Consider the following 21,638-nt stretch of genomic DNA (forward strand, 5'->3'; position numbering starts at 1 on the left):
TCCCCTGCGTCACCTTTTTCCTGAAACGGCTGGCCTCAGCTTTTTGCAGTATTTTTGCCATGGGAGCCAACTGACATGGAACGTCTGACACGCATTTTGGCTGCATTGACTCGCTGGGGTCTGGGCCTGTGCGCGTTGGTTCTGGTGTTGATGGCGTTGTACGTCAGCCTCGGCCGGGAACTCACGCCGCTGGTGGCCGAATACCGTACCGACGTGGAAGAAAAGGCCAGCGCGGCCCTGGGCATGCCGTTGCAGATCGGTGAGCTGGAAGGCAACTGGAGCGGTTTCGCGCCGATCCTGCTGGCTCACGACGTGATGGTCGGCGACGGCGCCAATGCCTTGCGCCTGGATCGGGTGCGCGCAGTGCCGGATCTGTGGGCCAGTCTGCTGGCCCGCGAAGTTCGTATCGCGCATCTTGAGCTCAATGGCCTGAAGATCAGCCTCAAAGAGGGTGAAGACGGCCAATGGGTGCTCGAAGGATTGCCGGTGCAGCGGGATCAGCCCATGGATCCCGAGCAACTGTTCAACCGCATGCAAATGGTCCAGCAATTGTCGGTGCTCGACAGTCAGGTGACCTTGCAGCCGCTGGAACAGGCACCGCTGACCCTTACCTATGTCGGGCTCAACCTCAAGACCGGCCTCAATCGCCAGCGCCTCGACGCGCGACTGACATTGCCCGACGGGCAACCCGTCGCACTGAGCCTGCGTACGCAGATTCATGCCAGCCAGTTGCAGGACAGTGCGGTCGAGGGCTACATCAGTCTGCCGCAAAGCGACTGGGCGAAATGGCTGCCCGAGCGCCTGACCCAGCAATGGAATTTCTCCGAGATCAAGGCCGGTGGCGAGCTGTGGGTCAACTGGAGCGAGGGCGCGCTGCAAAGCGCTGCCATTCGCCTCAACGCTCCGCAACTGACCGGCGCTTACGCAGAGCGCAAGCCAATCCAGATCAACAATCTGGCCCTCAACGGGTACTTCCAGCGCAGCGCCGAGGGCGCGACTGTCACTCTCGATTCACTGGCGATGAACTTTGGCGAAACGCGTTGGGAGTCCCGTGTCCAGGTCAAACAGACCGCTGCTACCGACAAGGTTGACGAGCTCTGGCACCTGCAGGCCGATCGTCTCGACCTGACGCCGATAACCCCGTTACTCAATGCGCTGGGACCGTTGCCACAAGGCTTTGCCACCGTAATCGAGCATCTGAAAGTGACCGGTGGCTTGCGCAACGTACTGCTGGATTTCCGCCCGAACGCCACCGACGACAGCAAATTCAGCTTCGCCGCCAACCTCGATCAGGTCGGTTTTGACGCCTATCACGGCGCACCCGCAGCGCGAAATGTCAGCGGCAGCCTGACCGGAAACCTCGGCGGCGGTGAGTTGCGCATGGACAGCAAGGACTTCGTCCTGCACCTCGATCCGATCTTCGCCAAACCATGGCAATACATTCAGGCCAACGCCCGGTTGACCTGGAAGCTCGATAAGGAAGGCTTCACCCTGATCGCTCCGTATCTGAAGGTGCTCGGCGAAGAGGGCAAGATTGCCGGCGACTTCCTGATCCGCCTGCATTTCGACCACGACCAGGAAGACTACATGGACCTGCGGGTCGGCCTAGTGGACGGCGACGGTCGCTACACCGCCAAATACCTGCCGGAAGTCCTGAGCCCGGCCCTCGACGAATGGCTGCGCACGGCGATTCTCAAAGGGGCGGTGGATCAAGGGTTTTTCCAATATCAGGGTTCCCTGAACAAAGGCGCCGCAGATGCGGATCGCAGCATCAGTCTGTTCTTCAAGGTGCATGATGCCGAACTGGCATTCCAGCCTGGCTGGCCACACGTGAGCAAAGTCAGCGGTGATGTGTTTATCGAGGACAGCGGTGTGCGGATCGTCGCCAGCAAAGGTCAGTTGCTCGACACTCAGGTCAACGACGTCTTCGTCAATATCCCTCATGTCCCGAATGGCGAGCACAGCCATATGTATCTCGACGGCGAATTTGCCGGCGGACTTGGCGATGGCTTGAAGATTCTTCAGGAAGCGCCGATCGGCACCGCTGACACTTTCGCCGGCTGGGAAGGCGAGGGCGATCTGCAAGGCAAACTCAAACTGGACGTGCCGTTGGCCAAGGGCGATCAGCCGAAAATCCTCGTGGACTTCAAAACCGCCAATGCGCGATTGAAACTGGCCGAGCCGAAGCTGGAGTTGAGCCAGCTCAAGGGGGATTTCCGTTTCGACAGCGCCAAGGGGCTGAGCGGGCAGAACATCAGTGCCCGGGCCTTTGACAAACCGGTCACTGCGCAGATCTTTGCCGATGGTGGCCCCGGCAGGCTCAAGACCCGGGTGGCGGCGTCGGGGCAGGTTGAAGTCAAGAAACTCACCGACTGGCTCGGCGTGACTCAGCCGTTGCCGGTGTCGGGGACCATTCCTTACCAGTTGCAAGTGAATCTGGACGGTGCCGACAGCCAGTTGATGGTCAGTTCCAGTATGAAGGGCGTGGCGGTGGATCTGCCCGCACCGTTCGGCATGACGGCCGATGTCGGGCGTGACACGGTGTTCCGCATGACGTTGCAAGGGCAGGAGCGGCGTTACTGGGTCAATTACGATCAACTGGCCAACTTCACCTTCGCTGCGCCACCGAACAGTCTCGTCGATGGCCGCGGCGAGCTGTTCCTAGGCGCCGGCGAAGCGGTATTGCAGGGCAACAAAGGCTTGCGGATACGCGGTGTGTTGTCCGAGCTGGACGTCAAACCCTGGCAGGATCTGGTGGACAAGTACGCCGGTCAGGATCCTGGGGGCAGCGCCAAGCAGCTGCTCAGCAGCGCGGATTTCAAGGTCGGCAAACTGACAGCCTTTGGCACCACGCTGGATCAGGCGGCGGTGCAACTGGATCGCAAGCCCGGCGCCTGGGCGCTGGCCCTCGACAGCCAGCAGGCCAAGGGCACGGTCGGCATTCCCGACGCCAAAAGCGCGCCGATTGTGGTGAACCTGCAATACGTGCGCTTGCCGGCATCGGACCCGACGGTGCAGGCCGACGATAACGCACCTGACCCCCTGGCCTCGGTCGATCCAACCAAGATCCCGGCGCTGGATATCACCATCAATCAGTTGTTCCAGGGCCAGGACCTGATCGGTGGCTGGTCGCTGAAAGTCCGGCCGACTGCCAAAGGCATCGCCCTGAACAATCTCGATCTGGGTCTCAAAGGCATTCTGCTGCAGGGCAGCGGTGGCTGGGAGGGCACGCCCGGTGCTACCAGCAGTTGGTACAAGGGCCGGATCGGCGGCAAGAATCTCGCCGACGTGCTCAAGGGCTGGGGCTTTGCGCCGAGCGTGACCAGCGAAGAATTCCACATGGATGTCGATGGCCGCTGGCCGGGTTCGCCGGCGTGGCTGGCGACCAAGCGCTTCTCTGGCACCCTCGATGCGTCGTTGAATAAAGGCCAGTTTGTTGAAGTGGAGGGCGGCGCTCAGGCATTACGGGTGTTCGGTCTGCTCAACTTCAACTCCATCGGTCGGCGTCTGCGCCTCGACTTCTCCGACTTGTTCGGCAAAGGCTTGAGCTATGACCGAGTGAAGGGATTGCTGGTGGCAAACAACGGCGTCTACGTGACGCAAGAGCCGATCAAATTGACCGGGCCGTCGAGCAACATTGAACTGAACGGCACGCTGGATCTGGTCGGCGATCAAGTCGACGCAAAATTACTGGTGACCCTGCCGGTGACCAACAACCTGCCGATTGCCGCATTGATTGTCGGCGCACCAGCCGTCGGCGGCGCGCTGTTCCTGATCGATAAATTGATCGGTGATCGCGTGGCGCGGTTCGCCAGCGTCAAATACACCGTCAAAGGCCCGTGGAAAGAGCCGAAAATCACCTTCGACAAGCCTTTTTGATCAAACAGGCTATAAACCGATGGAGTAGCATGGCTGCCTACCTCTTGCGGAGTTCGCCATGTCTTTAGCGGTGATTCAAATGGTCAGCCAGAGCGATGTGCTGGCCAATCTGCGCGATGCCCGACGTTTGCTCGAACAAGCGGTCAACGCGGGTGCGAAGCTGGCGGTGCTGCCGGAAAACTTCGCCGCCATGGGGCGTCGCGACATCGCCGACATCGGCCGTGCCGAAGCGCTTGGCGAAGGCCCGATCCTGCCGTGGTTGAAACAGACCGCCCGCGACCTCAAGTTATGGATAGTGGCCGGCACCTTGCCGTTGCCCCCGGTGGGTCAGCCTGCGGCGAAGTCCCATGCCTGCTCGTTGCTGGTGGATGATCAGGGCGAGTTTGTTGCCCGCTATGACAAGTTGCATCTGTTCGATGTCGATGTAGCGGACAATCGCGGCCGTTACCGCGAATCCGATGACTATGCTTATGGCAGTGGCGTGGTGGTCGCGGACACGCCGGTCGGCCGAATCGGCCTGACGGTGTGTTACGACCTGCGCTTCCCGGAGCTGTACAGCGAGTTGCGTGCTGCCGGGGCTGAACTGATTACTGCACCGTCGGCCTTCACTGCGGTGACCGGTGCAGCACACTGGGATGTGTTGATCCGTGCACGGGCGATTGAAACCCAGTGTTACGTGTTGGCCGCAGCCCAGGGCGGTACGCATCCGGGGCCGCGGGAAACCTTTGGCCATGCGGCGATTATCGATCCGTGGGGCCGCGTGCTGGCGCAGCAGGAGCAAGGCGAAGCCGTGTTGCTGGCCGAGCGCGACAGCAACGAACAGGCGTCCATCCGGGCGCGAATGCCGGTGACGGGTCATCGGCGGTTTTTTTCGCAGGGCGCACAGCGACCTGCTTCAGAACACGAATTTAAGGCGTAAAACCTATGAGCGAGTTGTTGTCCTCAGTCAGTGATCACCTGTTGGCGCCCGGCGGCGTGACGATCGAGAGCCTGCAAGGCGTGCTCGGTGATCTGGCGGGTCCAGGCATTGATGCGGCCGACCTGTATTTCCAGGGGCAGATTTCCGAGTCCTGGTCGCTGGAAGACGGCATCGTCAAGGAAGGCAGTTTCAACCTCGACCAGGGCGTCGGCGTGCGTGCGCAGTCCGGCGAAAAAACCGGTTTCGCCTACAGCAACGCGATCACCCTCGAAGCCCTTGGCGCGGCGTCCCGTGCGGCCCGTTCGATTTCCCGTGCCGGGCAGAGCGGTACGGTGCAAGCGTTCAGCACCCAGGACGTCGCTCAGTTGTATGCGCCGGACAACCCGCTGGAAGTGCTGAGTCGCGCCGAAAAAGTCGAACTGCTCAAGCGCATCGACGTTGCCACCCGCGCCCTTGATCCGCGTATCCAGCAGGTCAGCGTGAGCATGGCCGGGGTCTGGGAACGAATTCTGGTGGCCTCGACCGACGGTGGCCTGGCGGCCGACGTGCGTCCTTTGGTGCGATTCAACGTCAGTGTGATCGTCGAACAGAATGGCCGTCGTGAGCGCGGTGGCCATGGCGGCGGCGGGCGTACCGACTACCGTTACTTCCTCGCCGAAGACCGCGCCATGGGTTATGCCCGTGAAGCGCTGCGTCAGGCGCTGGTGAATCTGGAAGCGATTCCGGCCCCGGCTGGCACCTTGCCGGTCGTTCTGGGCTCGGGTTGGTCTGGCGTGCTGTTGCATGAAGCGGTCGGCCACGGTCTGGAAGGCGACTTCAACCGCAAGGGCAGTTCGGCCTACAGCGGGCGCATGGGTGAGATGGTCGCTTCCAAGCTCTGCACCATTGTCGATGACGGCACGTTGGCCGGTCGTCGCGGTTCCCTGAGCGTCGACGACGAAGGTACGCCGACCGAGTGCACCACGCTGATCGAAAACGGTGTGCTCAAGGGCTACATGCAGGACAAGCTCAATGCGCGTCTGATGGGCGTGGCCCGTACCGGCAACGGTCGTCGCGAATCCTACGCACACCTGCCGATGCCACGGATGACCAATACCTACATGCTGGGTGGCCAGAGCGATCCGGCGGAAATCATCGCGTCGGTGAAGAAGGGCATCTATTGCGCCAACCTCGGTGGTGGTCAGGTCGACATCACCAGCGGCAAGTTCGTGTTCTCCACCAGCGAGGCGTACCTGATCGAGGACGGCAAGATCACCGCACCGGTCAAAGGCGCGACGTTGATCGGCAATGGCCCGGAAGCGATGAGCCGGGTGTCGATGGTCGGCAACGATCTGGCGCTGGACAGCGGTGTGGGCACGTGCGGCAAGGACGGGCAGTCGGTGCCGGTGGGCGTGGGTCAGCCGACGCTGAAAATCGATGCGATCACCGTGGGTGGCACGGGCGCGTAAGAAGGGATGGAGCTTCGGGTGGCGCGCAGTGCGGCCACCCGGTGGCGAATATCAACGCAGACCGCGTTGAGTCTCGTCCAGCTCACGGATGTACTTGAAGATTTTACGGCTCGAGGCAGGAGGCTTGTTATGTGCAACCTCGTGCTGGGCCTGACGGATCAGGGAACGCAGTTGCTGGCGGTCGGCGTCCGGGTACTCGACGACGAATTTCTCCAGCACGGCATCGTCACCGCCGATCAGGCGGTCACGCCAGCGTTCGAGGTTGTGGAAACGCTCGTTGTACTGACGGGTAGAGGCATCGAGTTGATCGAGCAAGGTGAGAATCGCGTCAGTGTCCTGATCGCGCATCAGTTTGCCGATGAACTGCAGGTGCCGTTTACGCGCGATGTTCGCGGTGTGCTTGGGCGCATCGGCCAAGGCCCGGCGCAAAGCGTCGGTCAATGGCAGTTTCGCCTGCAAGTCGGGCTTGAGCGTTGTAAGGCGCTCGCCAAGGTCAACCAGAGCATGCAGCTCGCGTTTGACCTGGGATTTGCTTTTTTCTCCCGTATCGAGGGAGTCGTCGTAAGAATCAACCATGGTGGCAGTCCGCAAAGAAACGCCGCCATGATAACCAGTCGGGGGCCGCTTGTCCGGCCCGGTCGCTCGAAGGCCCCAGCCGAAAGCAGAATTTGAGTGGAGATGAGCATGAGTGCAGTTGAAAGCGTCGGCCCACAGGCATTGCCGGCACTGCAGGAACAGGTCGAGCAGATCATCGCCGAAGCCAAGCGTCAGGGCGCCAGCGCCTGTGAAGTGGCGGTGTCGCTGGAGCAGGGCCTGTCGACTTCGGTGCGTCAACGTGAAGTCGAAACGGTCGAGTTCAACCGCGATCAGGGCTTTGGCATCACGCTGTACGTCGGCCAGCGCAAGGGCTCGGCCAGCACGTCCGCTACCGGGCCGGATGCGATTCGCGAGACCGTTGCTGCGGCACTGGCGATTGCCAAGCACACGTCCGAAGACGAAGCCTCGGGGCTGGCGGATGCCGCGCTGATGGCCAGGGATATTCAGGATTTCGACCTGTTCCACCAATGGGACATCACCCCGGAACAGGCCATCGAGAAGGCGCTGCTCTGCGAAGCCGCCGCGTTCGACGCCGATGCGCGCATCAAGAATGCCGATGGCACCACGTTGAGCACTCATCAGGGCTGCCGCGTGTACGGCAACAGCCACGGTTTCATCGGTGGTTACGCGTCGACCCGACACAGCCTGAGCTGCGTGATGATCGCCGAGGCCGAGGGCCAGATGCAGCGCGATTATTGGTATGACGTGAACCGTCAGGGCAGCTTGCTGGCCGACCCGGTGAGCATCGGCCAGCGTGCTGCGCAACGGGCGGCGAGCCGTCTGGGCGCACGCCCGGTACCGACCTGCGAAGTGCCGGTGCTGTTTTCCGCCGAGCTGGCGGGCGGGTTGTTCGGCAGCTTCCTGTCGGCGATTTCCGGCGGCAGCCTGTACCGTAAATCGTCGTTCCTGGAAGGCACGCTGGGGCAGAAGCTGTTCCCGGAGTGGCTGACCATCGACGAGCGCCCGCACCTGATGCGTGCCATGGGCAGTGCGTCGTACGACGGTGACGGTCTGGCGACCTATGCCAAACCGTTCGTCGAAAAAGGCGAGTTGGTGTCGTACATCCTCGGCACTTATTCCGGGCGCAAACTCGGCATGCCGAGCACCGCCAACGCGGGCGGGGTGCATAACCTGTTCGTCACTCATGGTGATGAAGACCAGGCCGCACTGCTGCGACGCATGGGGCGTGGCCTGCTGGTCACCGAGTTGATGGGCCACGGGCTGAACATGGTTACCGGTGATTACTCGCGCGGTGCGGCGGGTTTCTGGGTCGAGAACGGTGAAATCCAGTTCGCGGTTCAGGAAGTGACCATCGCCGGCAACATGCGCGACATGTTCAAGCAGATCGTCGCGGTTGGTAACGATCTGGAGCTGCGCAGCAACATTCGCACCGGTTCGGTGTTGATCGAGAAGATGACCGTCGCGGGCAGTTAAGCCCCAGGCAGGTACACAAAAGGCGCGCCATCCGATTGGGTGGCGCGCCTTTTTTGTGTTCGCAGATTTTTTCGGCTGATCAGGCCAGCTAAAAAGCTATCCTTGTTTTGGTTCTCATTATCATCTAATAATAAATCTCATTATCGGATGAGCCCAGGATCATGAGTTCTGCCTTGCACGAGCAACCGTACCTCGAAAGCTGGCGCTGGATGAGTCGCCAGATCCGTTGTGCCATGGATCCCGACGAACCGCGTCTGATCGAACATTACCTGGCCGAAGGCCGGTATTTGGCCTGCTGCACGGCGACCTCGCCCTGGACTGTCGCTGAAACCTCTTTCCGTCTGCTGCTCGACACGGCCACCGATATCGCGTTGCCGTGGCACTGGCGCAGCCTCTGTCTCGATCAAGCCTGGTACCCATTGCGTGAAATGGAGCGCCTGTCGCTGTGCAAATGCCGGCTCAAACGCTGGCAAAGCTACACCTGGCAGCTCGCCACCTGCGAGTTGCAACCCTCGATTCCTCTCATTGAATTAGTCCAAGGATTTACCGATGATCAAGACACGTATTGAGCGCGACAGCATGGGCGAACTGCAGGTGCCGATGGACGCTCTCTACGGCGCGCAGACCCAGCGCGCAGTGGATAACTTTCCGATCAGCGGCAAGCCGATGCCGACTCAGTTCATTCGCGCGCTGATCCTGGCAAAAGCCGCTGCCGCCCGGGCCAACGTCGAACTCAACCAGCTCGGCGCCGCTCAAGGCAAAGCCATCAGCGACGCGGCCCAAGGGTTGCTTGAAGGCGATTTCATGCAGCATTTCCCGGTGGATATCTTCCAGACCGGTTCCGGCACCAGCTCCAACATGAACGCCAACGAAGTGATTGCCACCCTGGCCAGCCGCCTGCTCGACGAGCCGGTCAATCCTAACGATCACGTCAACTGCGGGCAGAGCAGCAACGACATCATCCCGACCACCATCCACGTCAGTGCCGCGCTGGCCCTGCACGAACAGTTGCTGCCGGCGCTGCTGCATCTGGTGCAAGTCATCGAGCGCAAGGCCGAGCAGGTGCATCACCACGTCAAGACCGGTCGCACCCACCTGATGGACGCCATGCCGGTGCGCATGAGCCAGGTGCTCAACGGTTGGGCGCAGCAGCTCAAGGCCAACATCGGTCACCTGCAGGATTTGCTGCCAAGCCTGCAATCCCTGGCTCAGGGCGGCACGGCGGTCGGTACCGGGATCAACGCGCATCCGGAATTCGCTGCGCGTTTCAGCCGCCAGCTTAGCCAACTGACCAACGTGCAATTCACCCCGGGCAAGGATCTATTTGCGCTGATCGGCTCGCAGGACACTGCCGTCGCCGTGTCGGGTCAGCTCAAGGCCACCGCCGTGTCGCTGATGAAAATCGCCAATGATCTGCGCTGGATGAACTCCGGCCCGCTCGCCGGCCTCGGAGAAATCGAGCTGGAAGGCCTACAGCCGGGCTCATCGATCATGCCAGGCAAGGTCAACCCGGTGATTCCGGAAGCCACCACCATGGTTGCCGCGCAAGTGATCGGCAATGACTCGGTGATCACCATCGCGGGTCAGTCGGGCAATTTCGAACTGAACGTGATGCTACCGATCATCGCCCAGAACCTGTTGAGCAGCATCGAGTTGCTGGCCAACGCCAGCCGTCTGCTGGGTGACAAGGCGATTGCCAGCTTCAAGGTCAATGAGTCGCGCCTCAAGGAAGCGTTGTCGCGCAACCCGATTCTGGTCACCGCACTCAACCCGATCATCGGTTACCAGAAAGCCGCCGAAATCGCCAAGCAGGCCTACAAACAGGGCCGTCCGGTGATCGACGTCGCGCTGGAGCACACCGACCTGTCGCGCAGCCAGCTGGAAGAGTTGCTCAATCCCGAGAAACTCACCGCCGGCGGCGTGTAAGCACCGCAACCGCTTTGGAGGTTCACCATGGAGCACTGGAAACGCACGATCGAACGGGCCAATCGCTGCTTCATGCTGGGCGAGCTGATCGATGCCCGCGAAGCCTATCTGCAAGCGCTAGCCCTGGCCCAGGTGCTGTTCGAGCGCTGGGCCGATGCCGACGAAGCGGTGGCGGCCTGCGTCATTTCCCATCACAACCTGGCCGACCTGCATCTGCGCCTGAACCAGCCGGAGGAGAGCGCCGAATACCTCTGCGCGATCCATCAACGCCTATTGCAGACCATGCAGGACGAGCGCCTGCGTCCGGCCCTGCGTGAAGCGGCGCTGCGCCAGAGCAGCAAGACCTATGTCGAGTTGCTCAATTTCATCAGCGAACACGGCGAATACCCGCGCACCCAGCGCTTGCTGCACCCGGATACCGGCAATGCGCGCCGCGTGCCTGCCCAACATCACCATGGAGTCCACTGAAATGGCTTTTACCCTGCCAGCCCTGCCTTACGCCTATGACGCACTGGAACCGCACATCGATGCGCAGACCATGGAAATTCACTACACCAAGCATCACCAGACCTACATCAACAACCTGAACGCTGCGGTCGAAGGCTCGGAATACGCCGAGTGGCCGGTGGAAAAACTCGTCGCCAGCGTCCAGCAACTGCCGGAAAAGCTGCGTGCGGCGGTGATCAATCAGGGCGGCGGTCATGCCAACCATTCACTGTTCTGGGAAGTGATGGTGCCAGGAGGTGGCGGTAAGCCGGATGGCGCGCTGGCCAGGGCGATCGAGGAACAACTGGGCGGCCTCGACAGCTTCAAGGAGGCCTTCACCAAGGCTGCGCTGACCCGCTTCGGCAGCGGCTGGGCGTGGCTCAGTGTTACCCCCGACAAGAAACTGGTGGTGGAAAGCAGCGGCAACCAGGACAGCCCGCTGATGGGCGGCAATACGCCGATTCTTGGACTCGACGTGTGGGAACACGCCTACTACCTGCGTTATCAGAACCGCCGCCCGGAATACATCAGCGCGTTCTACAACGTGATCAACTGGCCTGAAGTCGCTGCGCGTTATCAGGCTGCACTGGTTTAAGTCTCCTATAAAAACAATCCAGGGCTGACTATGGGCACTGAAACACTGGCGATCGGAAGCGGACGAATGTTTCGTTACGCATTCGGGTCGTTGCTGCTGTTGGCGGGCATGACCTTGCTGGTGGCTCACGGGCTGGAATGGTTGAACCTGGAGCCGAAACTGTCACGGGCATTGCAGGGCGGTGCGATCTGCGCGCTCGGCACGGCGCTCGGTGCCGTTCCGGTGCTGGTAATCCGCAACATGCCGCAGGCGCTGGGCGACACGCTGCTGGGGTTTGGCGCCGGCGTGATGCTGGCGGCGACTGCGTTTTCGCTGATCGTGCCAGGGATTGCTGCCGCAGAAAGCCTTGGCCTGAGTCCTTGGGGCGCCAGTAGCCTGATCTGTTTCGGCATCATGCTCGGTGCTTTTGGTCTGTACCTGGTGGACCGCAAGTTGTCCGGCGCTTCACCGGAAATGCTCATCGGCACTGTTGAGCATCCGGTGATTCCACCGAGGATCTGGCTGTTCGTGTTTGCCATCATTGCCCATAACATTCCGGAAGGCATGGCCGTCGGCGTCTCCGCTGGCGGCGGCATGTCGGACGCCGATAGCCTGGCGATGGGTATCGCCCTGCAGGATGTGCCGGAAGGTCTGGTGATTGCGCTGGTGTTGGCCGGAGCCGGGATGTCGCGGGTCAAGGCGTTTCTGATAGGAGCGGCATCGGGGCTGGTCGAACCGGTATTTGCACTGCTGTGTGCGTGGTTGGTCAGCCTGGCGGAGTTGTTGTTGCCCTTGGGGTTGGCGCTGGCGGCCGGGGCAATGTTGCTGGTGGTGACCCACGAAGTGATCCCGGAATCGCGACGCAATGGTCACGATAAACTGGCGAGCCTGGGGTTGTTGATCGGGTTCTGCTTGATGATGGTGATGGACACTGCGTTGGGATGAGAGGGGCGAGGGAAGCTTGCTCCCTCGCTACCAAAGGCTTTCAACCGCCTTCGTCGAAGTAGTTGTTGATCAGTGTCACCAAGGCATCCAGGGCTTCCTGTTCCTGATGTCCTTCGGTGCTCAGAAAGATTTTGGTGCCCTTGCCGGCGGCGAGCATCATCATTGCCATGATGCTTTTGCCATCTACCGTGGTTTCCGGGGTGCGACCCACTCTGATCGTGCAGTCGGGATACTGCCCCGCCACGCCAACGAACTTTGCCGACGCCCGGGCATGCAGGCCCAGCTTGTTGATGATTTCGATTTCCAGAGCAGGCATCGCGGTGTGAATCCTTTAGCTGAGGTCGCGGTGGCGAACCTGGACGTTCTTCAGGGTTTTCTGCAGGGCCTGACCCAGGCGTTCGGTCAGGTAGACGGAGCGGTGATGCCCGCCGGTGCATCCAATGGCAATGGTGACGTAGGCGCGATTGCTTGCAGCGAAGCGCGGCAGCCATTTGAACAGATACGTATAGATGTCCTGGAACATCTCTTCGACTTCCGGCTGTGCCGCCAGGTACTCGGCTACCGGCTCATCGAGGCCTGATTGCGCGCGTAGTTCCGGTTTCCAGTATGGATTGGGCAGGCAGCGTACATCGAACACCAGATCCGCATCCACCGGCATGCCGCGTTTGAAACCGAACGACTCCACCAGAAACGCGGTGCCCGGCTCCGGTTGGTTCAGCAGGCGCAGCTTGATGGTGTCGCGCAACTGGTACAGGTTCAGATTGGTGGTATTGACCTTCAGATCGGCCAGGTCGGCGATCGGGCCCAGCAGAGCTGTTTCATCGTTGATGGCTTCAGCCAGCGAACGATTGGCACTGCTCAGCGGGTGACGGCGACGGGTTTCCGAGAAACGCTTGAGCAGGGTTTCTTCATCGGCATCCAGATACAGAACGTCGCACTGGATGTGCCGGCTGCGGACTTCCTCAAGCAACTCCGGAAAACGCGAAAGATGGCTTGGCAGGTTGCGTGCATCGATCGATACCGCGACCAGTGGCTGAGACAGTTCCGTATGAATCAGTGCGCGTTCCGCCAGCTCCGGCAGCAAGCCGGCCGGCAGATTGTCGATGCAGTAGTAGCCGTTGTCCTCGAGGACATCCAGGGCCGTACTTTTGCCCGAGCCGGAGCGGCCACTGACGATGATCAAGCGCATGTTTAGTGCCCGTTTTGCTCGTCCAGGACAACCTGATACAAGGCTTCGTTGGTGGTGGCGCGACGCAGCTTTTCGCGTACTTCCTTGCGATCGAGCATGCTGGCGATCTGGCGCAGCAGTTCCAGGTGTGCATCGGTGGCAGCTTCCGGGACCAGCAGCACGAACAGCAGGTCCACCGGTGCGCCATCGATGGCATCGAAATCGATAGGGGCTTCAAGGTGCATCAAGGCGCTGATGGGCGATTCACAACCCTTGAGGCGGCAATGGGGAATGGCGATGCCGTTGCCAAAACCGGTCGAACCGAGTTTTTCACGGGCAATCAGCGCCTCGAAGACATCTTGCATCTCCAGATCCGGCTTTTCCCGGGCGATCAGGTTGGCAATTTGTTCGAGGGCTTTCTTTTTACTGCCGCCCGGCACGTTCACCAGGGAACGGCCGGGGGTCAGGATGCTTTCAAGTCGGATCATGGGGGTGGGGGTTATCGACCGGTAGCGCCCTGAAGCAGGCTCTGGGTCTTTTCCTTATGCTTTTTGAGTTGTTTATCAAGCTTGTCGGTCAGCGCGTCGATCGCTGCGTACATATCGGTATGTTCCGCGTTTGCGACGACCTCGTTGCCGGGAATATGCAGCGTGGCTTCGATTTTCTGCTTCAGCTTCTCGACGCACATCGTGACTTGCACGTTGGTGATCTTGTCGAAATGCCCCTCAAGCCTCTTGAGCTTTTGCTCAACGTACTCACGGAGAGGTTGGGTAACTTCCAGTTGGTGTCCACTGATGTTGACTTGCATACAGCTTCTCCTTCGTTGCCAGTGCATAAAGCGGCAGGCCGAAGAGCCTGCCACTGGAACGCTGTAACGTGGCTTACATCAACCGCTTGCGTTCGCTCGAAGGCGCGATCCCGAGGGATTCGCGGTACTTGGCGACGGTGCGGCGAGCCACCTGAATGCCTTGTGCTTCCAGTAAACCAGCGATCTTGCTGTCACTCAACGGCTTTTTCTGATTTTCCGCAGCAACCAGTTTCTTGATGATCGCGCGGATTGCCGTGGACGAGCATTCGCCGCCTTCGGAGGTGCTGACGTGGCTGGAGAAAAAGTATTTCAGTTCATATATGCCCCGTGGGGTATGCATGAATTTTTGTGTGGTTACCCGGGAAATTGTCGACTCGTGCATGCCCACCGCTTCAGCGATGTCATGCAGCACGAGTGGCTTCATGGCTTCGTCGCCGTATTCAAGAAAACCGCGCTGATGCTCGACGATCTGGGTCGCTACTTTCATCAGGGTTTCGTTGCGGCTTTGCAGGCTCTTGATGAACCAGCGGGCTTCCTGCAACTGATTGCGCATGAACGTGTTGTCGGCGCTGGTGTCGGCGCGGCGTACGAAACCGGCGTACTGGGCGTTGACCCGCAGGCGCGGCACCGATTCCTGGTTCAGCTCGACCAGCCAGCGCTCGTTATCCTTGCGCACGATCACGTCAGGCACCACGTATTCGGCTTCGGTGGATTCGATCTGCGAACCAGGGCGCGGATTGAGGCTCTGTACCAGTTCGATGACCTGGCGCAGTTCATCTTCCTTGAGCTTCATGCGCCGCATCAACTGGCTGTAGTCGCGGCTGCCGAGCAGGTCGATGTAATCGGTGACCAGGCGTTTGGCCTCGGCCAGCCAAGGGGTCTTGGCCGACAGCTGGCGCAATTGCAGCAGCAGGCATTCGCCCAGGTTGCGTGCACCAATCCCGGCAGGTTCGAATTGCTGGATGCGGTGCAGGACGGCTTCGATCTCGTCCAGCTCTATGTCGAGCTCCGGGTCGAAGGCGTCGAGGATTTCTTCAAGGGTTTCGTCGAGGTAACCCTGATTGTTGATGCAATCGATCAGGGTCACGGCGATCAGGCGATCGGTGTCGGACATCGGTGCCAGGTTCAACTGCCACAGCAAGTGGCTTTGCAGGCTCTCGCCAGCAGAGGTGCGGGTGGTGAAGTCCCACTCGTCGTCATCGCTGCTTGGCAGGCTGCTGGCGCTGGTCTGGTAGACGTCTTCCCAGGCGGTGTCGACAGGCAGTTCGTTGGGGATTCGCTCGTTCCATTCGCCTTCTTCAAGATTGTCGACCGTTGGGGCGGTCTCCTGATAGGAAGGCTCCTGAATCTCGGTGTTGGGCTTCTGTTCGGCGTTGTCGGCCATGGGATCGGAGTTGTCGAAGTCGTCGCCGTCTTCCTGGCGTTCGAGCATCGGATTGGATTCCAGAGCCTCCTGGATTTCCTGTTGCAGGTCCAGGGTCGACAATTGGAGCAGGCGGATGGCCTGTTGCAGCTGCGGTGTCATCGTCAGCTGCTGGCCCATTCTCAAGACTAGCGATGGTTTCATGGCAGGGGCTTAACACCTTATTCGCCGGCGCTATGCGCCATCCACTACAGGGCGCCGAAGCGCCAAACTTAAGCAAATTATATGCCTGAAACTGTCGTGTTTGCCTAGAGCGCTGTAACAATAAAAGCGTATAAAAGTGCGCTTCAACGTTACAGCACCCGGACGGTCGGTCGAATGCTGTCGCGTTTACAGACGGAACTCGTGACCCAGATACACTTCCTTCACCAGATCGTTGGCGAGGATGGTCGCGGAGTCGCCTTCGGCGATCAGTTGGCCGTCATTGACGATGTAGGCCGTTTCGCAGATATCCAGCGTCTCGCGGACGTTGTGGTCGGTGATCAACACACCGATGCCCTTGGCCTTGAGGTGGTGAATGATCTGCTTGATGTCGCCCACGGAGATCGGGTCGACACCGGCGAACGGTTCGTCGAGCAGGATGAATTTCGGTGCGGTGGCCAGTGCACGGGCAATTTCCACCCGGCGACGCTCACCACCGGACAGGCTCATGCCGAGGTTGTCGCGGATGTGGCTGATGTGGAATTCCTGCAGCAGGCTTTCCAGCTCCTTGCGACGGCCGGCCTTGTCGAGCTCCTGACGGGTCTCGAGGATGGCCATGATGTTGTCGGCTACCGACAGTTTGCGAAAGATCGACGCTTCCTGTGGCAGATAGCCGATACCGGCCTTGGCGCGGCCGTGCATCGGCTGGTGGCTGACGTCCAGGTCGTCGATCAGCACGCGACCCTGATCGGCCTGCACCAGGCCGACGATCATGTAGAAGCAGGTGGTCTTGCCGGCGCCGTTGGGGCCGAGCAGGCCGACGATCTGACCGCTGTCGATTGACAGGCTGACATCGCGCACGACCTGGCGGCTTTTATAGGCCTTGGCAAGGTGCTGAGCTTTCAGGGTTGCCATTACTGGGTTTTCTCGTCGGTTTTCTTCTTCGGCTGGATCACCATGTCAATGCGCGGACGCGCTTCGGTGACTTTGTTGCCGGTGGCACGACCCGCGCTGGCCAGCTTTTTCACCGTGTCATAGACGATTTTCTCGCCTTGGGTGACGTTATTGTCCTTGTCGATGACCTTGGCCTTGTCGATCAGTACTACGCGGTTTTGCTGCGCGTGGTACTGAATGGTCACGCCGTAGCCCTGGACCGGCTTGGCGTCGCCCTGGGTCTGCAACTGCTCGAAGTAGGCCAGGTTGCCCACCGAAGTCACGACGTCGATATCGCCGTTGGGCGCACGGGTCATGGTCACGGTGTTGCCTTTTACGATCATCGAGCCTTGGGTGATGATCACATCGCCCTTATAGGTCGCGATACCATTCTTGTCATCGAGCTGAGCATCGTCAGCCTGGATGCGGATCGGTTGCTGACTATCGTTCGGCAGAGCCCAGGCGCTCACGCTTCCCAGTGCTGCGCCCAGACTGAGCAAAATAGGGAGGGTTTTAACGAGCCTCATACTGTCCTCTTACGTTCGATAGCAGGTGTATCCTGCTTTCCTTCAAATACGCTTTCATTCCCACGCCAGTCGATACACCGCCAGCGCCGTCGATTCTAACGGGTTGCTCGGTCTGCGCATATTGCTGCTGCGGAAACACGGTCATGCGTGTGCTGGTAATCAGGGTGTCACGGTTCTTTTCATCGGTGCGCTTGACGCGAACCGAGTCGATCAGCTCGACCTCGGTACCGCCGGAGTTCACTTCACCGCGCTCGCTGGTCACGTGCCACGGAAAGTCGGTGCCGCGATACATGTTCAGGTCGGGCTTGGTGACCAGTGTAATGTCGGTCGCCTTGACGTGCTCGGCCTTGTCGGAAGTCATTTCGTACTGCACCTTGCCGTCTTCCAGGTATTGCAAGGTGTGGGTATTGGTCGCGTACCAGTCGATCGGGCTCTCTTCTGTCGAGACGGGAGGCTTGTCGAGGAAGCGTTCCGGGCTGATGTTCCAGTAGCCGACCGCGCCGAAAATCGCCGCGATGCAGCCGAACAGCAGTATGTTGCGAAACTTTTTGCTAAACATGGTTTGACTCACAGGTACGCGTTGTTGGCGGCATCGAGGCTGCCCTGGGCGCGCAGGATCAGTTCGCAGAATTCACGGGCGGCACCTTCGCCGCCACGGGCCTGGGTAACACCATGGGCATGCTCGCGCACGAAGGAGGCAGCGTTGGCCACCGCCATTCCCAGCCCCACCCGGCGAATCACCGGCAGGTCGGGCAGGTCGTCGCCGAGATAGGCGACCTGTTCATAGCTTAGGCCCAGTTGCTCGAGAAGGCCGTCGAGGACGACGAGTTTGTCTTCACGGCCCTGAAACAGGTGCGGGATGCCCAGGTTTTTCGCCCGACGCTCGACCACCGGGGTCTTGCGACCGCTGATGATGGCCGTTTGTACGCCGGCGTTCATCAGCATCTTGATGCCCTGGCCGTCGAGCGTATTGAAAGTCTTGAACTCGCTGCCGTCTTCAAGAAAGTACAGGCGCCCGTCCGTGAGGACGCCGTCGACGTCGAAAACTGCCAGTTTGATGGCTTTGCCGCGTTGCAGCAGATCGGTGCTCATTTACATCACTCCTGCGCGCAGCAGGTCGGAGAGGTTGAAGGCGCCGATAGGGCGATCGTCCTCATCCACGACGACAAGCGCGTTGATTCGATGGTCTTCCATGATTTTCAGGGCCTCGGCCGCGAGCATTTCGGCGCGGGCGGTCTTGCCATGCACAGTCATCACCTGGTCGATGGTGGCGCTGCGTATATCAATGCTGCGATCCAGCGTGCGGCGCAAGTCGCCGTCGGTGAAGATCCCGGCGAGTTTGCCGTCGGCCTCGAGAATGACGGTCATGCCCAGACCCTTGCGGGTCATTTCCATCAGTGCGTCCTTAAGCAGGGTGCCGCGTTGTACCTGCGGCAGCTCCTGGCCGGCGTGCATGACGTTTTCCACCTTCAGCAGCAGGCGTCGGCCCAGTGCGCCACCCGGGTGGGAAAAGGCGAAATCTTCGGCGGTGAAACCGCGGGCTTCCAGCAGCGCCACGGCCAGGGCGTCGCCCATGACCAGTGCGGCGGTGGTCGAGGACGTCGGCGCCAGGTTCAGCGGGCAGGCTTCGTGCTCGACGTGAACGTTGAGATTGACCTCCGCCGCCTTTGCCAGTGGGGATTGCGGGTTGCCGGTCACGCTGATCAACTGGATGCCCAGGCGTTTGATCAGTGGCAGCAACGTGACGATTTCGTTGGTGGAACCGGAATTCGACAGGGCCAGGATCACGTCGTCACGGGTGATCATGCCCATGTCGCCATGACTGGCTTCGGCCGGGTGTACAAAAAACGCCGGGGTGCCGGTGCTGGCCAGGGTCGCGGCAATCTTGTTGCCGATGTGTCCGGACTTGCCCATGCCGACCACCACTACACGGCCCTTGCTGGCCAGAATCATCTCGCAAGCGCGTACGAAATCGGCGTCGATATGGGGCAACAAGCCTTGTACGGCTTCCACTTCGAGGCGGATGGTGCGTTGTGCCGATTGAATCAGGTCGCTGGTTTGGCTCATGTCAGAAATCGTATAGCCCGATGAAAAGGCGGCGATTATAGCGGTTATGTTGAAAAGCCTCACGCAAGTTCGTCGTGCTTTGTCATTCCCGGTTACTAAAACCCTTTTATAGAAGCCTCGGGCCTGTCATATCGCTGAACGTGGCCGGGGAGAGGCCTTGGGCGCTTGCCCTTTGCAGTGATATAGTTCGCCGCCAGTTCGGCCTGCCCGGGATGTAAGGGCTTTCTCCAGAAAGCCAGGCGTCCGAGTGAGAGGCTGCATCGCAAGGAGTTTAGATGAGTGCCGATAACGCCTACGCGGTCGAGCTGAAGGGAGTCTCCTTCAAGCGCGGTGCGCGGAGCATTTTCAATAACGTCGATATCCGCATCCCGCGCGGCAAGGTCACCGGCATCATGGGGCCTTCCGGGTGTGGCAAGACCACGCTGCTGCGCCTGATGGGTGCCCAGTTGCGGCCATCGCAGGGCGAGGTCTGGGTCAACGGCCAGAACCTGCCGAAGCTGTCGCGCAGCGATCTGTTCGATGCCCGCAAGCACATGGGCGTGCTGTTTCAGAGCGGCGCGCTGTTCACCGATCTCGATGTGTTCGAGAACGTCGCCTTTCCCTTGCGCGTTCATACCCAGTTGCCGGAAGAGATGATCCGCGACATCGTGCTGCTCAAATTGCAGGCGGTCGGTCTGCGGGGCGCCATCGAGCTGATGCCCGATGAACTGTCCGGCGGCATGAAACGCCGCGTGGCTCTGGCCCGGGCGATTGCGCTTGATCCGCAGATTCTCATGTACGACGAGCCGTTCGTCGGCCAGGACCCGATCGCCATGGGCGTTCTGGTGCGTCTGATCCGTCTGCTCAACGATGCGTTGGGAATCACCAGTATCGTGGTTTCCCACGATCTCGCCGAAACCGCGAGCATTGCCGATTACATCTATGTGGTGGGCGATGGTCAGGTGTTGGGGCAGGGCACGCCGGATGAGCTGATGAACTCGGACGAGCCGCGAATCCGTCAATTCATGACCGGTGAACCCGACGGTCCGGTGCCATATCATTTTCCAGCGACGGATTACCGCGCAGATCTTCTGGGGAAACGCCGCTGATGCGCAGAATTACACTAATGGAGCGCGTGCGTCGGTTTGGCCAGGCGGGGATCGACACCGTCGCGGTATTCGGGCGTTCGACCCTGTTCCTGTTTCATGCCTTGCTCGGTCGTGGCAGCATCGGTGGCGGTTTTGGCCTGCTGGTCAAGCAACTGCACTCGGTCGGCGTGATGTCGCTGGTGATCATTGTGGTTTCCGGGATTTTCATCGGCATGGTGCTGGCGCTGCAGGGGTTCAACATCCTGTCGAGCTATGGCTCGGAGCAGGCGGTGGGGCAGATGGTTGCCTTGACCTTGCTGCGTGAGCTGGGCCCGGTGGTGACGGCGCTGCTGTTCGCCGGTCGTGCCGGTTCGGCGCTGACGGCGGAAATCGGCAACATGAAATCCACCGAGCAGTTGTCCAGCCTGGAAATGATCGGTGTGGACCCGCTCAAGTACATCATTGCCCCGCGCCTGTGGGCCGGTTTCATTTCCCTGCCGGTGCTGGCGATGATTTTCAGCGTGGTCGGCATCTGGGGCGGTTCCTGGGTCGCGGTCGACTGGCTGGGCGTCTATGAAGGCTCCTATTGGGCGAACATGCAGAACAGCGTGAACTTCTCCAGCGACGTGCTCAACGGCGTGATCAAAAGTATCGTTTTCGCCTTTGTCGTGACCTGGATCGCCGTATTCCAAGGCTATGACTGTGAGCCCACTTCCGAGGGGATCAGTCGTGCCACCACCAAGACCGTAGTGTTTGCCTCGCTGGCAGTGCTCGGCCTGGACTTTATTCTGACCGCTTTGATGTTTGGAGATTTCTGATGCAAAACCGCACCCTGGAAATCGGTGTCGGCCTGTTCCTGCTGGCAGGGATCCTGGCTTTGTTGCTGCTTGCCCTGCGGGTCAGTGGCCTGTCTCCGACTTCGACCACCGATACCTACAAGCTTTATGCCTACTTTGACAATATCGCCGGTTTGACGGTCAGAGCCAAAGTGACCATGGCCGGTGTGACCATCGGCAAGGTCACGGCGATCGATCTGGACCGCGACAGTTTTACCGGCCGGGTGACCCTGCTGGTGGATAAAAAGGTCGACAACCTGCCGACCGACTCCACAGCGTCTATCCTGACCGCTGGCCTGTTGGGCGAGAAGTACATCGGCATCAGCGTGGGCGGGGAAGAAACCCGGCTCAAGGATGGTGGAACCATTCACGACACCCAGTCGTCTCTGGTGCTGGAAGACCTGATCGGTAAATTCCTGCTCAATACCGTTAGCAAAGACGCCAAATGAGGAGCTTTTGA

At 60.2% G+C, this 21,638-nt stretch carries 23 protein-coding genes; 12 read left to right on the forward strand and 11 right to left on the reverse strand.

Annotated features, from left to right (window positions below):
- The first annotated feature begins 75 nt into the window (after positions 1-75).
- Genes NH234_RS05260 through tldD form a run of 3 tightly spaced genes read left to right on the forward strand, consistent with a single transcriptional unit; the run spans position 76 to position 6,246 of the window.
- A complete protein-coding gene (locus NH234_RS05260) occupies positions 76-3,879 on the forward strand; it encodes a YhdP family protein (protein WP_367255854.1) in 3,804 nt (1,267 codons plus the stop codon).
- Positions 3,880-3,937: 58 nt separating this feature from the next.
- Positions 3,938-4,798: a carbon-nitrogen hydrolase family protein gene (locus NH234_RS05265; RefSeq protein ID WP_367255856.1), complete on the forward strand. Its 861-nt coding sequence runs from the start codon at positions 3,938-3,940 to the stop codon at positions 4,796-4,798.
- A gap of 5 nt (positions 4,799-4,803) precedes the next feature.
- Positions 4,804-6,246: a metalloprotease TldD gene (gene tldD, locus NH234_RS05270; RefSeq protein WP_085729604.1), complete on the forward strand. Its 1,443-nt coding sequence runs from the start codon at positions 4,804-4,806 to the stop codon at positions 6,244-6,246.
- A 51-nt stretch (positions 6,247-6,297) separates the two neighbouring features.
- Here the strand turns inward: tldD and yjgA are convergent, their stop codons facing one another.
- Entirely contained in the window at positions 6,298-6,822 is a 525-nt protein-coding gene (gene yjgA, locus NH234_RS05275; RefSeq protein ID WP_085729605.1) for a ribosome biogenesis factor YjgA, read from the reverse strand.
- 102 nt (positions 6,823-6,924) lie between these two features.
- Between yjgA and pmbA the strand changes: the two genes are divergently transcribed.
- The 6 genes from pmbA (at position 6,925) to NH234_RS05305 (ending at position 12,208) form a co-directional block, all read left to right on the forward strand.
- The gene (pmbA, locus tag NH234_RS05280; protein ID WP_192563531.1) at positions 6,925-8,277 is read left to right on the forward strand and encodes a metalloprotease PmbA; all 1,353 of its coding nucleotides are present in this window, start codon (positions 6,925-6,927) and stop codon (positions 8,275-8,277) included.
- 161 nt (positions 8,278-8,438) lie between these two features.
- Positions 8,439-8,846 (forward strand): FagA protein, encoded by a 408-nt coding sequence (locus tag NH234_RS05285; RefSeq protein ID WP_367255859.1) that lies wholly within the window; start codon positions 8,439-8,441, stop codon positions 8,844-8,846.
- Positions 8,827-10,203 (forward strand): class II fumarate hydratase, encoded by a 1,377-nt coding sequence (locus NH234_RS05290; protein ID WP_367255861.1) that lies wholly within the window; start codon positions 8,827-8,829, stop codon positions 10,201-10,203. Before NH234_RS05285 ends, NH234_RS05290 begins: the two co-directional genes overlap by 20 nt.
- A 27-nt stretch (positions 10,204-10,230) precedes the next feature.
- Positions 10,231-10,671: a hypothetical protein gene (locus NH234_RS05295; RefSeq protein ID WP_085711789.1), complete on the forward strand. Its 441-nt coding sequence runs from the start codon at positions 10,231-10,233 to the stop codon at positions 10,669-10,671.
- Between the two features lies 1 nt (position 10,672).
- Positions 10,673-11,284 carry a superoxide dismutase gene (locus tag NH234_RS05300; protein ID WP_367257125.1) on the forward strand — a complete coding sequence of 204 codons (612 nt, stop codon included), beginning with the start codon at positions 10,673-10,675 and terminating at the stop codon, positions 11,282-11,284.
- Between the two features lie 30 nt (positions 11,285-11,314).
- Positions 11,315-12,208, forward strand: a complete 894-nt coding sequence (locus NH234_RS05305) for a ZIP family metal transporter (protein ID WP_367255863.1) — start codon at positions 11,315-11,317, stop codon at positions 12,206-12,208.
- Positions 12,209-12,248: 40 nt separating this feature from the next.
- Here NH234_RS05305 and NH234_RS05310 read toward each other — a convergent pair whose 3' ends face one another.
- The 10 genes from NH234_RS05310 to NH234_RS05355 all read right to left on the reverse strand — a co-directional run bounded on the left by NH234_RS05310 (position 12,249) and on the right by NH234_RS05355 (position 19,275).
- Positions 12,249-12,524, reverse strand: a complete 276-nt coding sequence (locus tag NH234_RS05310; RefSeq protein WP_085729612.1) for an HPr family phosphocarrier protein — start codon at positions 12,522-12,524, stop codon at positions 12,249-12,251.
- Positions 12,525-12,539: 15 nt separating this feature from the next.
- Complete coding sequence (rapZ, locus tag NH234_RS05315; RefSeq protein WP_085729613.1) at positions 12,540-13,397, reverse strand: RNase adapter RapZ; 858 nt, start codon at positions 13,395-13,397, stop codon at positions 12,540-12,542.
- A 2-nt stretch (positions 13,398-13,399) separates the two neighbouring features.
- Entirely contained in the window at positions 13,400-13,864 is a 465-nt protein-coding gene (gene ptsN / locus NH234_RS05320) for a PTS IIA-like nitrogen regulatory protein PtsN (protein WP_085711784.1), read from the reverse strand.
- An 11-nt stretch (positions 13,865-13,875) separates the two neighbouring features.
- The gene (gene raiA / locus NH234_RS05325; protein WP_007953578.1) at positions 13,876-14,184 is read right to left on the reverse strand and encodes a ribosome-associated translation inhibitor RaiA; all 309 of its coding nucleotides are present in this window, start codon (positions 14,182-14,184) and stop codon (positions 13,876-13,878) included.
- Between the two features lie 73 nt (positions 14,185-14,257).
- Entirely contained in the window at positions 14,258-15,751 is a 1,494-nt protein-coding gene (locus tag NH234_RS05330) for an RNA polymerase factor sigma-54 (protein ID WP_249485563.1), read from the reverse strand.
- Between the two features lie 186 nt (positions 15,752-15,937).
- Positions 15,938-16,663: an LPS export ABC transporter ATP-binding protein gene (gene lptB / locus NH234_RS05335; RefSeq protein WP_007953572.1), complete on the reverse strand. Its 726-nt coding sequence runs from the start codon at positions 16,661-16,663 to the stop codon at positions 15,938-15,940.
- The gene (gene lptA, locus NH234_RS05340) at positions 16,663-17,208 is read right to left on the reverse strand and encodes a lipopolysaccharide transport periplasmic protein LptA (RefSeq protein WP_085729615.1); all 546 of its coding nucleotides are present in this window, start codon (positions 17,206-17,208) and stop codon (positions 16,663-16,665) included. Before lptA ends, lptB begins: the two co-directional genes overlap by 1 nt.
- Positions 17,195-17,767, reverse strand: a complete 573-nt coding sequence (gene lptC / locus NH234_RS05345) for an LPS export ABC transporter periplasmic protein LptC (protein WP_085729616.1) — start codon at positions 17,765-17,767, stop codon at positions 17,195-17,197. The genes lptA and lptC overlap by 14 nt, the downstream gene beginning before the upstream one ends.
- Positions 17,768-17,775: 8 nt before the next feature.
- Positions 17,776-18,300 carry an HAD family hydrolase gene (locus tag NH234_RS05350; protein WP_085729617.1) on the reverse strand — a complete coding sequence of 175 codons (525 nt, stop codon included), beginning with the start codon at positions 18,298-18,300 and terminating at the stop codon, positions 17,776-17,778.
- Positions 18,301-19,275: a KpsF/GutQ family sugar-phosphate isomerase gene (locus tag NH234_RS05355; protein ID WP_085729618.1), complete on the reverse strand. Its 975-nt coding sequence runs from the start codon at positions 19,273-19,275 to the stop codon at positions 18,301-18,303.
- A gap of 275 nt (positions 19,276-19,550) precedes the next feature.
- Between NH234_RS05355 and NH234_RS05360 the strand changes: the two genes are divergently transcribed.
- From NH234_RS05360 to mlaD, 3 genes are read left to right on the forward strand one after another with little or no spacing between them, the layout of a single operon-like run.
- A complete protein-coding gene (locus tag NH234_RS05360; RefSeq protein ID WP_085729619.1) occupies positions 19,551-20,363 on the forward strand; it encodes an ATP-binding cassette domain-containing protein in 813 nt (270 codons plus the stop codon).
- On the forward strand, positions 20,363-21,160 hold the full coding sequence (mlaE, locus tag NH234_RS05365) for a lipid asymmetry maintenance ABC transporter permease subunit MlaE (protein WP_085729620.1): 798 nt from the start codon (positions 20,363-20,365) through the stop codon (positions 21,158-21,160). The genes NH234_RS05360 and mlaE overlap by 1 nt, the downstream gene beginning before the upstream one ends.
- Positions 21,160-21,627: an outer membrane lipid asymmetry maintenance protein MlaD gene (gene mlaD / locus NH234_RS05370; RefSeq protein ID WP_085711777.1), complete on the forward strand. Its 468-nt coding sequence runs from the start codon at positions 21,160-21,162 to the stop codon at positions 21,625-21,627. The genes mlaE and mlaD overlap by 1 nt, the downstream gene beginning before the upstream one ends.
- The last annotated feature ends 11 nt before the right edge of the window (positions 21,628-21,638 follow it).

This window comes from Pseudomonas sp. stari2, from assembly GCF_040760005.1.
Taxonomy (GTDB): Bacteria; Pseudomonadota; Gammaproteobacteria; order Pseudomonadales; family Pseudomonadaceae; genus Aquipseudomonas.